Below are 14,231 nucleotides of genomic sequence, written 5' to 3' on the forward strand. Positions count from 1 at the left end.
CGCCTCCCGCGCCCCGCTCGTCAGCGCCGGTCGGTGACGATGCCGTACCCCTCCATCGACCGGTCGAAGGGCAGCGAGCTGGAGTTGGAGAAGGTGTCCGGCGAGAACGCCGGGTCGGCCATGACGCCCCACGCGCGCCGGCGCTGCATCGCGAGGTTGCCCGCGTCGTACAACGAGAACACGGACGCCTCGCGGTAGAGCTTCGCCATCGGGAACTTCCGGTCGAGGGCGTTGACCCCCACGATCCGCATGCAGTCGACCACCACGCTCTGCATGAGGTCCCCGCAGAACACCTTGTCCATCGCGCCCAGCGCGTGTCCTTCGCCGGGATGCGTGTCCTGGTAGTGCGCCGCTTTCCAGGACAGGTAGCGGCCCGCCTCGATCTTCCCTGCGACGTCGCTGAGCAGGTTGCCCACAGCCTGGTGGTGGATGATCGGCGCGGAGCCGCCCCCCGTGAAGGTGCGGGCCCACTTGAGTGCGAAGTCGTAGGCCGCTCGCGCTACCGCGACCGCCGCGATGCTGGCGATCGGGCTCGACCAGGTGAAGTTGCGGTTGATCAGGAGGTCGCCGTCGCCGACGGCGAGCAGGTTCTCCTCCGGGACGTGCACGTCCCGGAAGGTCATCGTCACGTTCTGGCAGGTGCGGTGGGCCAGCTTGTCGATCACCTCGTACTCGACGCCCGCCGTGTCCCGCTCCACGATCACGGCACCGAGCCCGCCGCGACCTCCGACGGTCCGGTCGGTGCGGACGACGCAGACGTTCACGTCCGCACCGCGCAGGTCCCACCCGCCGGCGTTGCACGGCCAGTGCTTCTCACCGTTCAGCGTGACCCTCCCGGTCCCGGCGTCCAGGTCGGCGACGACCTGGATGCCGGCGAGGGGGCTCGGGTGGTCGAAGTTCGCGGTGCCACCGCGCTCGCTGACGACCCATCCCGCCAGGAAGTCTCCGGTGGTGTCGGCGGCAGCACGCCCGATCCACCGCTCCCTCTGCTCCTCCGTCCCGTGCCACAGGATCGGCATCAGCGCGAGGCCGTTGACCAGGAGGATCGTCGGGAAGCCGGGGTCGACGGCGCAGAGCTCCTCGATGGCGATGAGGAAGTCGACCTGCGACGAGCCACCGCCGCCGTACTCGCGCGGCAGGAACATCGAGGTCAGCCCGGCCGCCGCCGCCTGGGCGTAGACCGGCCGCATCGCGGCGAACGCCTGCTGCGGATCGGCGATCCTGTCCGCGTGCTCCGCCGCGGGGCGCAGGACCTCCTCGGCGAACTCCCGCGCCGTGGACTTCAGTGCTCGTTGGGCGTCGCTGAGGTCGAAGTCGATCGACACGGCATCCTCTCGGCGTGCGGTCGTGGGCCGGTCCGGCCCCCACGGATCAGTTGCCGACCACCCCGGGGACGAGTCCCAGCGCGCCCCGCAGTCCCTGCGGGTTCGACGCGATGTCCTCCAGGGTGGAGGCGTCGAGGACCGCGAAGTAGGCGTCGAGCGCCTCGGCGAAGACGCTGCGGGCGCCGCAGACCCCCGCGACCCGGCAGAAGCGCACCGGCCCGAGGCACTCGACCACCGCGAAGTCGGACTCCATGGCCCGCATCACCTCGCCGACGCTGATCGATGCCGGATCACGCTCCAGGTGCACGCCGCCCCCGCGGCCGCGGACGGTCGTGACGAGCCCAGCGCCGGACATCCGCTGGACGACCTTGTCCAGGTGGTGCTGCGACACCCGGTGACTGGATGCGATGTCGGCGATGGAGGCGCGGCGCTCCGGGGCGACGCGCAGGTACAGCAGTACCCGGAGCGCGAAGTCCGCGTGGGTGGTGTGCTTCATGGCCGGCTCGTCTCGATCAGCATCGACCACACGGTACTCCCGCGCGCTGCTCCGGACCGTCGCGATCCGCGGCACGAGCTGCGCCACGGACCGCGACGGCGACGTTCCTGCGGTTCAGCCGACGAGCGTGCCGATGCTCTCGTGCTGCTTGCCGAACTCGACGTACTCGTCCTCCAGGATCGCGCGCGGGTTGAACGCGGGGTCGGCGATGATGCCGTGCACCCGGCGGCGCTGCATGCCCATGTTGCCGCCGTCGTAGATGGGCAGGACGGCGGCCTCCCGGAGCAGCTTGCCGAAGCCGTACTTCGTCTCGAGGCTGTTCACGCCCACGATCTGCATGCACTTGTAGACGCAGTCGAACATCAGCTCCGTGACCTGGATCTTGTTCATCGCGCCGACGAGCTCGGCGTGCTGGTCGTGCTTGTCGAGGTAGTCGGCGGCACGCCAGCAGAACGCGCGCGCCATCTCGATCTTCGACGCGACGTCGCCCAGGACGTAGCCCACGTTCTGGAACCCGATGATCGGGCGGAGAGCGCCGGCCGTGTTGCCCTTGGCGAACTCGAGCGCGGTCTCGTACGCCGCACGGGCCATGCCGACGGCGGCGATTGCAGCCACCGGCCCCGACCACGCGAAGTTCCGGTTGATCACCAGGTCGCCGTTTCCGGCCGCACCGGGGAGGAGGTTGGCGACCGGGATGCGCGCGTTGTCGAAGACGATCTCGGCGTTCGAGGCCAGCCGGTGACCGATCTTGTCGAGGTGGCGGTAGGTGACCCCAGGGGTGTCGCGCTCGAGCACCAGCGCGGAGAGCCCCTCCGTGCCGCCCTTCTCGGAGTCGGTGCGCACGATCAGCGTGCCCGCGTTGACCCCTCGCTCGTCCCACCCGGCCGAGGACGGCCAGTACTTGCGGCCGTTGACGACGAAGTCGTCCCCGTCCCCGCACGGCGGTGAGACCGACGCCCGCGGGACGCGGCAGCGGGATGTCGAAGTTGGCGGTGCCGGAGGGGCTGCCCGGCGGCTCGCTCGCCGTCCAACCCCCGAGGTACTCACCCGTCGGGTCGGAGGTGGCCGCCGTCAGGAACCTCTGCTTCTGCTCCTCGTTCCCGTACCAGGCGATGGGCATCAACCCGAGCCCGTTGCACAGCACGGTGCAGGCGAAGCCGGGGTCGACCGCGCAGATCTCCTCCGCGGCGATCACGAGGTCGACGCAGGAGATGCCACCTCCGCCGTACTCCGCGGGCAGCATGCTCATCGCGATGCCCGCGCGGTAGGCCTCGACGTAGGCCGGCTTGGTCATCTGGAACCCGACGAGGGGGTCGGGCTCGGCGTCCGCCGCTGCGACGACCGGGCGCAGGACGTTCTCGGAGAAGTCGCGGACCTCGTACTGCAGCTTCTTCTGCTGGTCGGACATCGTGAAGTTGATGGTCATCTGACGCTCCCGTTGCTCGAAGGGTGGTGGCGACGCGGCCGCTCGATCGGCCGCTGCCAGGAGCGTGGATAAGAAGTATTTCAAATGCTTCTTTGAACGGTGTCACCTGGGTTTCCAGGTTCTCTCGCGGCCCTGCGCCCGGCTACAGGCTCAGCCCGAGGGCGGACACCGGGGCCGGGCACGCGAACGGGCTGGACCGACGCGCGGGCGGCGTGATCTCGTCCACCGTCACGTCGACGGCCCCACCCACGAGCGGGGCGACGGCGCGCCGTACGGCCTTCGTCGTCGTGCCGACCGACGCCTCCCACGCCATCGCGACGTGCACCTCGCAGCCGCTCAGGTGCAGCCGCACCCCGGTCACCAGGCGGTCGGGCAGGTAGGTGACGGCGAGGCCGTCACGACCGGCCCGCAGCCCGACGACGCCGGGCACACCGAGCACCGCCGCGGCGACCTGCTCCGCCAGTGCGACGGGTCTGAGGGCGGGACCGGCCCGACGACGCCGACACCCGGGGGTCGTGGTTCATCGTGCCGCGCGCTCCGCGGTCCGCAGCACTGTTCCGACGTCGTCGTCATGGGACCCCGATCTCTCCGACGTGTGGTGGTCGTCGGAAGACGCACGACCGTCACGCGGATGACGCGAGGAGACCGCTCAGGAGGGAGTGGCGTCCACCACACGTCGCACGCGGGCGGCGTTGGTCACGGGGTTCTTCACGACCTCGAGGAACTCGTCCATGTGCCGCTCGAGCCCCGTGAACTTGTCGAACGGCGCGCCCACGACGAGCTGGAACCCGAGGCCGCGCCAGGCCGCGACGGCACGACCGGCGAACTCGGCGTCCGCCTTCACGAACCCCTCGTCGAGGAACACCGGCGCGAACCGGGGCCGCGAGCGGAGCTCGTCGCCCAGCCGGAAGCGCAGCGCAGCGCCGATGACGAACGCGATGAGCTCCTGCGACTCGCCACCCGACTTCTCGCCGAGGGTCCGGTACCAGGCCTGGTGCGCCCCCGTCCGCGGGTCGTAGCGCTCCGCGGAGACCTCGACGTGCCGTCGTACGTCGAGGAGCGCGTCCCGCAGGCGCGCCTCGGCCGCGCCGGCGCGCGGGTCGTCAGCGGTGCGCAGCTGCGCCATGAACCTCTGGAGGCGCACGAACCGGGCCTCCAGCTGCTCGCCGGCGAGCCGCTCGCCCGTGCCCTGCGAGAGCTCCCGCAGGTCACCGAGGAAGAGGGTGACCGCGGTCGGGGTCAGTCGACGGATCCGGATGCGCAGCCGGTCGGAACCGGCACCGAACGGCAGGCGCCGCAGGATGTCGTTGATCGGTGCGAGCCGGTCCTCGATGTCCTCGATGGCGGCGGCCATGGCGCCGGCGAGCGGCACGAGATCCTGCCCGGACCAGTCGGCCAGCCGCCGGCGCCACTCCTCGCGACGGTCGGCGAGCCCCGTGCGGCGGATCTCCGCGAGGATGTCGGCGTAGTCGCGGTAGCTCGTCAGCGCGGTGCCGCGGTTCGGGTCAGGCCAGCGCTCGGCGTAGAGCGTGAAGATCCGCACCAGCTCGCGCGACGCGGCCGCGATCTGCTCCGACGCCGTGCGCGCCGCCTCGCCGAGGCGGTCACGGAGCCGCGAGCAGTTCTCGGCGAAGCGCTCCAGCGAGCCTTCCACGCCCGGCCCGACAGCGGCGGCGAACTCGGCGTCGAGGCGGGCGGCCTGGTCGTCGGTGAGGTCCGCCGCCTGCTCGACGCGGTCGAGCTCGTCGTGGCAGGCGTCCTCCGCGTCGACGAGGCGGGCGTGCTCCTGCTCGAGCTCGGCGCGCTCGTCGGCCGCGAGCGTGCGCTCGACCTCGGCGGCGCGCATCGCCGCCTCGATCTCGTCGACCTGGCCGGCCAGGGTGCGCAGGTGGGCGTCGGAGCCCAGCACGCGCTCCCGCTGGGCGCTCAGCTCGTCGCAGCGCTCCTGGCTGCTCGCCACGTCGAGGTCGGCGAAGGGGACGTCGGCGATGGTCTGGTACGCCGCGAGCCGCGCCTCGGCGGCCCGCTTGCGGCCCGCGACCTCGGTGCGCTCGCGGTCGAGGCCGTCGAGCTGGTCCTCGATCCGGCCCAGGGCGGCGTCGACGGCCGCGAGGGCCTCGCTGTTGGAGAAGCCGATGATGTCGGCGCCGCCGCTGCGGCCGTGGGAGCCGCGACGGCCCGACCGGGTCTGGCCCGCGAGGGTGACGCGGAAGCCCCCGCCGTCGAGGTCGGCGGCGGACTCGACGCAGAGCGCGTCGCGGGAGGGGTCGGCGAGGTACCAGCGCACCCAGCCCGCGAAGGGCCCGTCCTGGTGGTCGAGCTTGCCGGAGATCCGGTCGGACGACCCCGGCGTCGGCGGGTCCACGTCGAGGTCGGCGCCGACGAACGTGATCCGGCGCGGCAGGTCGAGGTGGTCGATCGCGGCGGAGAAGTCACGCAGCTTCTCGGCCGGCACGAGCAGCTGCCGGGCCGCGCCGCCCAGCACGGTCTCGACGGCGGTGCGCCAGCGCTCCTCGTCGGGCCGCACCTCGACGAGCTCGGCGAGGAACGGCAGCTCGGCGGTCGTCAGGCCCGCGGTCTCGGCGAGCAGGCGGCGGATCTCGTCGAGCTCGCGGGGCACCCGGCCCCGCCGCCCGGCCAGCGAGGCCCGGTCCTTGCGCAGCTCCGCGCGGCGCTCGAGCAGCGGGCCCTGGCGCCGGGCCACGTCGACGACGCCGTCCTCGAGGCGGGCGAGCTCCGCGTCGTACCCCGCCAGGAAGACCCGGCCCTCCGCCTGGGCCGCGGCGTAGGACTCCGCCGAGGTGAGGTCGACGCCGAGCACGGCGGCGCGGGGAGCGAGCCGGTCGCGGCGCTCGGCGAGCTCCTCGGCGCGGGCCTGCTCCTTCTTCAGCTCCGCGCCCAGCAGCTCGAGCGTCTCGCCGCCCGCGCCGCGGTGGGCCTCGCGCGCGGTCGACAGCTCGACCTGGAGGTCGGCGACCTTCCGCGCGATGCTCGCGCGACGTTCGCGGTTGGTCTCGCGGGCCGCCTGGTTGGCGCGCACCGCCTCGGCCAGCAGGCCGGCGTGGCGTCGCAGCTCCCACAGCCGCAGGGGCGAGGGGCCGGGCGACGTGGCGCCGTAGGCGTCGAGCTCGCCGATCCGGTCCTGCGCCGCGACGAGCACGCGGTGGTGGTCCTCGATCGGGGCCAGCAGGTCGGACTTCTGCTGCTCCGTCACCATCGTCTCGTAGGACGCCTCGAGGTCGTCGAAGTGCTCGACAGCGCGGTCGGCCGCGGCGTACGTCGCGGGACGCTCGAGCACCATCTCCTTGTAGAGCTCGTCCACCGAGCGCACCGGCTGCGAGGCCTGGATCCGCGCGAGGAGCCGCAGCGCCTTGTCGCCGTCGCCGTTCGCGCCGATGCCGAGGCGGGCGTGGAGACGGGCGGCGAAGACGGCGTAGGTCTCGTGGCACTGCAGCCGCGGGAACAGCGCCCGCAGCTCGCGCGGCGCGAAGCGGGAGCCGACGGCCTGCTGCAGCTCGGAGAGGTCGAGCTCGCCCTCCACCGTCGCGAGGCGGGTGAGCACGTCGCTCGTGCGGGTGGCGCGACGCGGGACGTAGAAGATGCGGAGCACCGTGAACCGCCGCTGGCGGTCGTCGACGAAGGTCGCGGCGACGGCGCCCCAGGTGTCCTCGTCGGAGCCGCGGAGCGTGACCTGCCGCGACCCGCCGCCGGCGCGGTCCTCGGCCTGGTCGACGACACCGCGGAGGTAGGACAGCGGGCTGCGCTGGCCCGCCGAGCGGGCCCGCCCGGGCGCGACGTCGTTGGAGGCGCCGTTGAGGCGGGTGTCCGACGGCATCATCAGCGTCGTCCACGCGTCGAGCAGCGAGGACTTGCCGACGCCCGAGGCACCGGTGAGCAGCGTGGTCTCGCTGTGCAGCGGCACCACGTGGTGGCCGTTGAAGCCACCCCAGTTGACGAGCTGGAGCGACGTGATCCGCCACTGGGTGCTGCCCTCGGTGGCGCCGTGCATGCCGAACAGGGCCTCGTCGGCGGCCTCCAGGAGGCCCTCGTCGGGCACCTCGGGGGCCGTGTACGCCGCGAGATCGGCCGCGTCGAGCGTGGGGTCCACCTCGAGGGTGGGCTCGAGGGTCGGCTCGAGGGGAGCCTCGGTGGTCTCCGTCGTCTCCTCGGTCACGCCTCGTCCTCGGGGGTCTCGTCGGTCGCGGGCTGCTCGGTCGGTTCGGTCACCGGTTCGGTGGCCTGCTCCTCCAGCCAGGACAGGAGGTCGACGAGCCGCTCCAGCGGGAGCAGCGTCTCGACGGCCGGGCTGATCTCGAACCGCTCGGCCGTGGCCGGCCCCAGGAGCAGGCCGGCCTTGTAGACCGACGCGACCGCGTTGCGGGCCCGGGCCTCGTCGCCGGCGTCGTCGGTCGCGTCGGCCGGGCGCATCGAGAGCAGGTGCTCGACGACCTCGGCGACGTCCACCCAGGAGCGCTCCTCGCCCCGCGCGGAGTCCGTGAAGTGGCGGTTGCGGAGGAAGACGAGCGTGATGGTCTCCTCGCGGTTCCACGCGGTGTCGTGGAGCAGCGTCGGGAAGCGCCCGCCGGCCTCGGGCACGGCCTGGCGCTTGAACGCCACCTCGCGCTCGGTGTCGACGACGAGCTCGAGGAAGAGGTCGTTGAGGCGCGACACGATCGCGCGGGGGTTCTCCATGAGCGCCGCCCACTCGCGGGGGTGGGTGCGGGCCGTGATGAACCGCAGCTTCACGAGCGCGAGCAGGGCGCGGCGCTGCTCGAGCAGCAGGCCGCCCTCGTCGCCGTCGAACAGCGACAGCGAGCTCGTCGCCTTGAGCTCGGGGTTGAGGTCGACGCCGGTGTCGGTGTCGGTCATCGGGCGTCCTCCGGGAGGTCGGGGTCGTCGTCGGGAGGCGTGGTGCGGGTCAGCACCGTCGGCAGGCGCAGCGTGCGGGTCGAGCCGTCGGGGCGCACCGTGACGACGTCGGTGGACCCGGCGCCGTCCACCAGCCCGCGGCGCTCCGCGAGGTGGAGGAGGCCGATGACCTCGACCGGCCGCCGCAGGTGCACCGGCAGGGAGTCGAAGAGCTCGGCGATGGTCGCGGGGCCCGGTAGGAGCATCGGGTCGAGCACCGTGTCGAGGGCGTCACCGAGGTCGGTCAGCGAGGGACCGCCGGCCGCCCGGAGCTCGTCCCACGACACGTCGCCGCCGTCGCTGTCGTCGACGGGCTCCAGCGGCGGCGGCACCCGCTCCTCGCTGGGGTCGAAGAAGCGCTCACGGAGGTGGTCGACGCCCGCCCGCTCGGCGAGGAGCGGGACGCCGGCGGTCGCGCGGGGGCCGGTCGCGGCGTACCAGGTCCCCAGCCGCCCCTCGAGGTGCCGCAGCACCCGCTCGAGCTCGCGGTCGCGGTTGACGTCCCGGGCCTCGATGTTGCTGCGGAGCGTCGCGGTCGCGCGGTTGCGCTGGACGAGCACGCGGTCGAGGCCGGCACGGATGAGCTTGACGGTGTCGCGGAGCTCGCGGCGGTCGGCCTCGGACAGGATCGCGTCGGTGCTGGGGTGCTCGAGCAGGGCGGCGATGTCGGCGCGCAGCTGGCCGAGCAGGTCCTCGTCGCGCAGCAGCGGGAACGCACCCTCGAAAGCCCGTCCCTCGGGGGTCGCGGTGGTCAGCTGGTCGATGCGGGCGAGGTAGTCGTCGACGAGCTCGCCCGCGGGTCGCTCGTCGGCCCGGAACGCGTCGTGGATGTCGTTGCGGATGCGCGCGAACGCCTCCTCGACCCGCGCGAAGTCGCTGGGCAGCGCGCTGACGAGGGAGCGGAGCTCGCCGAAGCCCTCCGCCATGTAGTCCTCGCTCGCGGGCGGCATCTCGCCGCCGTCGACCAGCCGGTCCCGCTCGATGCGGAGCCGGTTGATCTCGTCGTTGAGGAGGGTGACGCGGGTGGTGCGGTCGGGGTTCGCCTCGGAGTTGAAGCGCCGGAACGCCGACACGATGGTCGCCACCCGGTGCTCCGACAGCGTCGCGCGCTCCCGGGCGAGGGACCGGGCCTGCTCGAGCGACTCCTGGGCCGACGAGGTCAGCACGTAGACCTCGCCGTCACCGTCGGCCGCGTTGGCCCGGATGAGCCACTTGCGGCGCATCCAGGTGAGGCACAGCTCCCGCCCGGTGCCGCTGGGCAGGCCCTCGACGCCCGCCATCCGCAGCTCGCCGAGGTAGGTCTCGACCTGGTGGTGCAGGCGGCTCGTCGGCACGGGCTGGTTGTCGCGGCCGAAGGCCAGCCGGAAGATCGTCAGCACGAGCGGTGCGTGCTGCTGGTGCAGCAGGCGGAGCGTCGGCTGCTCGAACGCCTCGCGCATGCGCGCGAGCTCGTCGGCGACGTCGCTCATCGCAGTCCTCCCACCCGTGTCGTGACCGGGTGAGGATGCCACGGCGGGCGGCGACCGGCTCAGTCGAGCCCCCAGGAGGAGACGTGGGTCGGCGTCAGGCGGATGGCGGCGACGTCCGCGTCGTACCGCGCCGGTCCGCGCAGCGTCACCCCCCACGGACGCCAGCCGGGGCCGTCCCCCACCCCGTCGATGACGGCGGCCGCCCACGGGTGGGCGGCGACGTTGCGCACCCGCACCGTCCCGGCGAGCGACCGGCCCGTCAGCAGCAAGTCGCCGGTGGCGGGGTCGTGCTTCCAGACGGTGGGTACGACGTGGGGCAGGCCGTCGGCGTCCACGGTGGCCATCCGGGCCAGGCCGGTGGGGCGGGACAGGACACGCAGCTCGGCGTCGTTCGGCTCGCGGCGGGGCATGGCCACGATCAGACGACCTCGACCGCGGTTGAGGTCAAGCGGGCGCTGCGAAGTCCACCCTTGGCGGCTCACACGTCACTGAGGTCGAGCCACTCCTCGATGATGACGGGCAGCCGGGTGACGACCTCGCGACCAAACAGCACCTCGTCGACGAGACCCATGTGAAGCATGTCAACTATTCGGCATAGGTACGACCGTCCCATGCCCCACCAGGTGTAGTGGCTGTCGACGATGAGGTAGTGCTTGACCTTGATGCCCTCGTGCTCGCGTAGCTCCTTCAGCTCCAGACCGTCCAGCATCGTCTCGTAGACGCCGTCCGCGACTCGACTGCCGAATGTAGTCGTGTGGTAGTATTCCTTTATTTCCCACACAGCAATCGGGTTCACGACCGCCGGATAGGCGCCGTCGACCCGGCGCGCGAGCGTTCGGACAGGCAGCCCGTCTCGTGTGACCGTGGTGAGCTGCCGGGGGTCGTAGTCGCAGTCGTCGCCGATGTGGGACTCCAAGATCATGTTGACCATGCCCGTCAGCAGCGCTGGCCCGGATTTGTCACCTCTCTGCTTGTTCATCGCGAAGGGGCGCCGAGGACGTAAGTCGTCTCGGAGCTCGTCGAACAGTGCGCGTGCTTCCTTCACGTCCATCAGGTTTGGCTCAGCGGTCTCCTCAAGGACTGCGGCGCGGTACGGGAAGTACTCCATCAGAGTCCTGCCCAATTCCGTCGCTCGCCCAGTCCGGGGGAACAGGTGCTCGCTGGACAGCCCGAGGTGGCGGTACAGCGTGACTATCTCATCAGCGGTCGGAACCTTGATCTGACTTGTCTGTCCCGGCCGAGCACGAACGGTGTAGCCGAGGCCTTGGCTGATGGTGCGAACGTTGGCCCAGAAGGCCTGAGGCAATTCGAGGAAGTAGTCGTCCGGTTGCATTCAGCGACCGTCTCACGGAGTTGCCGACCCCGTCGTGCTTTCGTGGCGACCGACCCGAGCCAGTGCGCCGGAGCTGTCGGTGGTGGCGGATAACGTTCGTCCCATGACCGCTGCAGCCACCGTGTACGACCTGGATGCGCGCCGACCCGTGCTGCCATTCAAGACCCAGTTGCTTAAGTGGATTGGCAACAAGCAGCGGTTCGCGCACGAGATCGCCGGCTACCTGCCGCCCCTTGATGGTGGCACGTACTGGGAACCATTCTTGGGCAGCGCAGCGGTGCTCGGCACGCTGCAGCCTGGCCGGGCGGTCGGGTCCGACGGCTTCTTGCCGTTGATCGGAATCTGGCAGATGTTGCACGACGACGTCGGCACGCTCCTCGACTGGTACACGGAGCGGTGGGAGCGCTACGACGCCGCGGCGGACCGGCGCGAGGCCTACGAGGAGATTAAGGCGTCCTACAACGCTGGTCCGAACCCGGCAGACCTGCTCTTCCTGAGCCGCTCCTGCTACGGCGGCGTGGTCCGCTTTCGTGCTGCGGACGGATACATGTCGACACCGATGGGCGTCCACAAGCCGGTGAACCCAGACTCGTTCACCAAGCGCGCGAAGCTCTGGCGCGAGCGCACTGCAGGTGCCACATTCGAGCACTTGGACTACCGCGAAGCATTCGCTCGGATGCAGCCGGGCGACGCGGTCTACTGCGATCCGCCCTACACGCACACGCAGACTATTCTCTATGGCGCACAGCGATTCGACCTCCAAGATCTGTTTGCCTGCATTGCCGACGCCAAGCAGCGGGACGTAAAGGTGGCCCTGAGCATCGACGGTAGCAAGGTCACCAACAGTGACGAACTGCTTCACGTCGGGATTCCGGACGGGGTTTTTGAGCGAGAGGTGCTGGTCAACGTCGGGCGTTCGATGTTGAAGCGGTTCCAGATGGAGGGACGGTCGCTCGAGTCTCACGTGGTGACCGACAGGCTCCTGTTGACGTACTGACGTGGTTTGCGTGCCGCGGGCCGACGCCCCCCGACGTCGACCCGCGGCACGGATCAGGGTCCTGCGCGCCTCGCGGCGCGGAGGGTCAGCCGGCGCTCACCAGCCGCCATGGCGAGCTGCGGCGGGTGCTCGGCTCCTTGTCGCGCGAGGGTCGGGTGGCCTCCCAGAGCCGGCCGTCGTGCACCACCCGGTCGCCCCGGTGGTAGCGCTGCTCGGCGCTCCAGTCGGGGGCCCCGGGCACGCCGTTGACGGTCTCGGTGCTCTCCGCGAGGGCCTGCGTGGCGTGGCCGATGGCCGGCGCCATGATGTCGAGGGCCTCCTGCGACACGTTCGTGATGTCGTCGGCCGGCGTGTGGTAGTTCGGGTCGAGCAGCTCGCCCGCCGTGCCGCCGAACGTCGCCGCGTCCTCCTCGGTCTTCACCTCGTCGGCGCCGGTGAAGAGGCCGGAGGCGGGGATGCCGTTGGTGATGAAGGCCTGGTAGTCGCTGCGGCCGGAGAACTCCGAGTCCACCCAGGGCTGGTCGACCGCGTCGAAGTAATCGGTGAAGACCGCCTCGGTCGCGATCGAGCCCTCGGGCACCTCGACGGGGGCCTCGTAGGTCGACTCGTCCGCGTCGTACACCCCGATCGTGTAGTTCGGCGAGCCCACCATGTCGAAGTTCAGGTAGGTCGCGACCGCCTCCAGCCCGGCGGGGTCGTTCGTCGCCAGGTCGTCGACGTAGTGCGCGGAGCCGAGCAGCCCGATCTCCTCCGCACCCCACCAGGCGAAGCGCACCTTGTTGTTGAGCGGGCCGGCCTCGGCCAGCTGCACGGCCGTCTCGAGGATCGCCGCCGACCCGGAACCGTTGTCGTTGATGCCCGGACCCTCCGGCACGCCGTCGAGGTGCGCGCCGACCATGACGACGTTGGAGTCGCGGCCGGTCGACGTCTCGGCCAGCACGTTGAAGGTCTCGATGGTCTCGACCGACGCCTGGAGGTCGAAGGTGGCGGTGAGCGGGCCGGCGGCGATCGCCTCGCGCAGGGCCGCACCCTCGGCCTGCGTGATGCCGACCGCGGGCGCCGACCCCTCGAGGGTCCCGCCGAGCGTGCCGTTGAGGGCACCGTCGGTGTTGTTCGCGACGACCAGGCCGGCCGCGCCCGCCTCGCCGGCCGCCGCCGCCTTCTGCCCGAAGGAGCAGGTGCCGCGGTCCACGAGCACGACGTCGCCGGTGACGTCACCCCCCGCGTACGCCGCCGCGTCGCAGCCCAGCGGATCGGCCGCCGGCGTGGTCACGGGGGCGGTGACGCCGCCGGCGGGCGTCGAGGAGGAGTACGACATGGCGACGGGCTCGAGCGCGACGCCCGGGACCTCGAGGACGAGGGTGTCGACCTCGTAGGTCTCCACGTCGAAGTACTGGCGCTCCGGGGCGTACCCGGCCGCGGTCAGCACCTCCTCGACGTAGGCGGCGCCGGCTTCGTAGCCCGGCGTGCCCACGGCGCGGTTGCCGCCGTTCGCCTCGGCGATGGCCTGGAGCTGCTCGAGGTGGTCGTGCACCGCGGCGCCCGTGACCGTCTCGGCCAAGTCGGGGGTGTCGTGGCCGTGGCCCGGTCCGTGCCCCGGTCCGTGGCCGTGGCCCGGTCCGTGGCCGTGCCCTGGTCCCCGTCCGGGTCCGCGGTCCTCGTCGCCGGGTCCGGCGGCAGCAGGACCGGTGGCGGCCGCCACGGCGAGACCGGTGACGACGGCGGTCACGGTCCCCATCACCGGACGCCTGGTGCGTCCGGACAGCATCGAGCTCGTCCTCACGTGTACCTCCCGATCGAGCACCCCGAGTGCCCTCGTTCGTCCGCGCGGCGCACCCCGATGCGCGCCGAGCCGGTGTGAGGACCCGCACGCTACGTGCTCCGGCGCCCGCTGGGAACCGTGCGGCGTCTCACGTCAGCGACGGCGGGGCGGGCTCGCGCACGGCACGCAGGTGGTGGCCGAGGGGCGCACCGCGAGCCGCGCGGGGTCGATGGGCCGGCCGCAGACGACGCACACGCCGTACGCGCCACGGGCCACCCGGTCGAGGGCGGCGTCGATCTCCCGCAGCCGCTCGGCGCCCTCGCGCAGCAGCGTCTCGACCTGCGCGCGCTCGAAGGCGATGGTGGCGCCCTCGGGGTCGTGCTCGTCGTCGGCGTTGCTGTCCCGGCTCGCGGCGACGAAGGCCGCGTGCTCCTCCCGCAGGCGCGCGAGCCGCGCCAGCGTGGCGGCGCGCTCGGTGCGGAGCGCGCCGGCGTCCTCGGGGTCGGTCACCCGTT

General features: G+C 71.9%; 12 protein-coding genes and 1 pseudogene. 1 reads left to right on the top strand and 12 read right to left on the bottom strand.

From position 1 onward, the window contains the following. Nucleotides 1-20: 20 nt before the first annotated feature. The 10 genes and pseudogenes from QE405_RS17275 to QE405_RS17320 form a co-directional block, all read right to left on the bottom strand. Nucleotides 21-1,325 carry an acyl-CoA dehydrogenase family protein gene (locus QE405_RS17275; RefSeq protein WP_307203006.1) on the bottom strand — a complete coding sequence of 435 codons (1,305 nt, stop codon included), beginning with the start codon at nucleotides 1,323-1,325 and terminating at the stop codon, nucleotides 21-23. Nucleotides 1,326-1,371: 46 nt separating this feature from the next. Continuing rightward, nucleotides 1,372-1,821, bottom strand: a complete 450-nt coding sequence (locus QE405_RS17280; RefSeq protein ID WP_307203007.1) for an RrF2 family transcriptional regulator — start codon at nucleotides 1,819-1,821, stop codon at nucleotides 1,372-1,374. Between the two features lie 114 nt (nucleotides 1,822-1,935). Next, nucleotides 1,936-2,868 carry an acyl-CoA dehydrogenase family protein gene (locus tag QE405_RS17285; protein ID WP_307203009.1) on the bottom strand — a complete coding sequence of 311 codons (933 nt, stop codon included), beginning with the start codon at nucleotides 2,866-2,868 and terminating at the stop codon, nucleotides 1,936-1,938. A gap of 73 nt (nucleotides 2,869-2,941) precedes the next feature. After that, nucleotides 2,942-3,247: pseudogene (locus tag QE405_RS21010) on the bottom strand (acyl-CoA dehydrogenase family protein); the annotation flags it as partial. 142 nt (nucleotides 3,248-3,389) lie between these two features. After that, nucleotides 3,390-3,686 (bottom strand): hypothetical protein, encoded by a 297-nt coding sequence (locus tag QE405_RS17295; RefSeq protein WP_307203011.1) that lies wholly within the window; start codon nucleotides 3,684-3,686, stop codon nucleotides 3,390-3,392. Nucleotides 3,687-3,896: 210 nt separating this feature from the next. After that, nucleotides 3,897-7,421 (bottom strand): ATP-binding protein, encoded by a 3,525-nt coding sequence (locus tag QE405_RS17300; RefSeq protein WP_307203013.1) that lies wholly within the window; start codon nucleotides 7,419-7,421, stop codon nucleotides 3,897-3,899. After that, a complete protein-coding gene (locus tag QE405_RS17305; RefSeq protein ID WP_307203014.1) occupies nucleotides 7,418-8,116 on the bottom strand; it encodes a DUF4194 domain-containing protein in 699 nt (232 codons plus the stop codon). The genes QE405_RS17300 and QE405_RS17305 overlap by 4 nt, the downstream gene beginning before the upstream one ends. Next, nucleotides 8,113-9,624 (bottom strand): DUF3375 domain-containing protein, encoded by a 1,512-nt coding sequence (locus QE405_RS17310; protein ID WP_307203016.1) that lies wholly within the window; start codon nucleotides 9,622-9,624, stop codon nucleotides 8,113-8,115. The genes QE405_RS17305 and QE405_RS17310 overlap by 4 nt, the downstream gene beginning before the upstream one ends. 59 nt (nucleotides 9,625-9,683) lie before the next feature. Continuing rightward, nucleotides 9,684-10,040 (bottom strand): hypothetical protein, encoded by a 357-nt coding sequence (locus QE405_RS17315; protein ID WP_444939690.1) that lies wholly within the window; start codon nucleotides 10,038-10,040, stop codon nucleotides 9,684-9,686. A gap of 62 nt (nucleotides 10,041-10,102) precedes the next feature. Continuing rightward, nucleotides 10,103-10,957 (bottom strand): DUF7687 domain-containing protein, encoded by an 855-nt coding sequence (locus QE405_RS17320; RefSeq protein ID WP_307203017.1) that lies wholly within the window; start codon nucleotides 10,955-10,957, stop codon nucleotides 10,103-10,105. Nucleotides 10,958-11,060: 103 nt separating this feature from the next. On the opposite strand from QE405_RS17320, the gene QE405_RS17325 reads away from it, so the two are divergent. Continuing rightward, on the top strand, nucleotides 11,061-11,954 hold the full coding sequence (locus tag QE405_RS17325; RefSeq protein ID WP_307203019.1) for a DNA adenine methylase: 894 nt from the start codon (nucleotides 11,061-11,063) through the stop codon (nucleotides 11,952-11,954). Nucleotides 11,955-12,039: 85 nt separating this feature from the next. Here the strand turns inward: QE405_RS17325 and QE405_RS17330 are convergent, their stop codons facing one another. Together QE405_RS17330 and QE405_RS17335 are read right to left on the bottom strand one after the other, a co-directional pair. Next, complete coding sequence (locus tag QE405_RS17330) at nucleotides 12,040-13,692, bottom strand: M20/M25/M40 family metallo-hydrolase (RefSeq protein ID WP_307203021.1); 1,653 nt, start codon at nucleotides 13,690-13,692, stop codon at nucleotides 12,040-12,042. A 177-nt stretch (nucleotides 13,693-13,869) separates the two neighbouring features. Further along, entirely contained in the window at nucleotides 13,870-14,226 is a 357-nt protein-coding gene (locus QE405_RS17335; RefSeq protein ID WP_307203023.1) for a TraR/DksA family transcriptional regulator, read from the bottom strand. Nucleotides 14,227-14,231: the final 5 nt, after the last annotated feature.

Origin of the sequence: Nocardioides zeae (assembly GCF_030818655.1) — a bacterium.
Classification (GTDB): Bacteria; Actinomycetota; Actinomycetes; order Propionibacteriales; family Nocardioidaceae; genus Nocardioides; species Nocardioides zeae_A.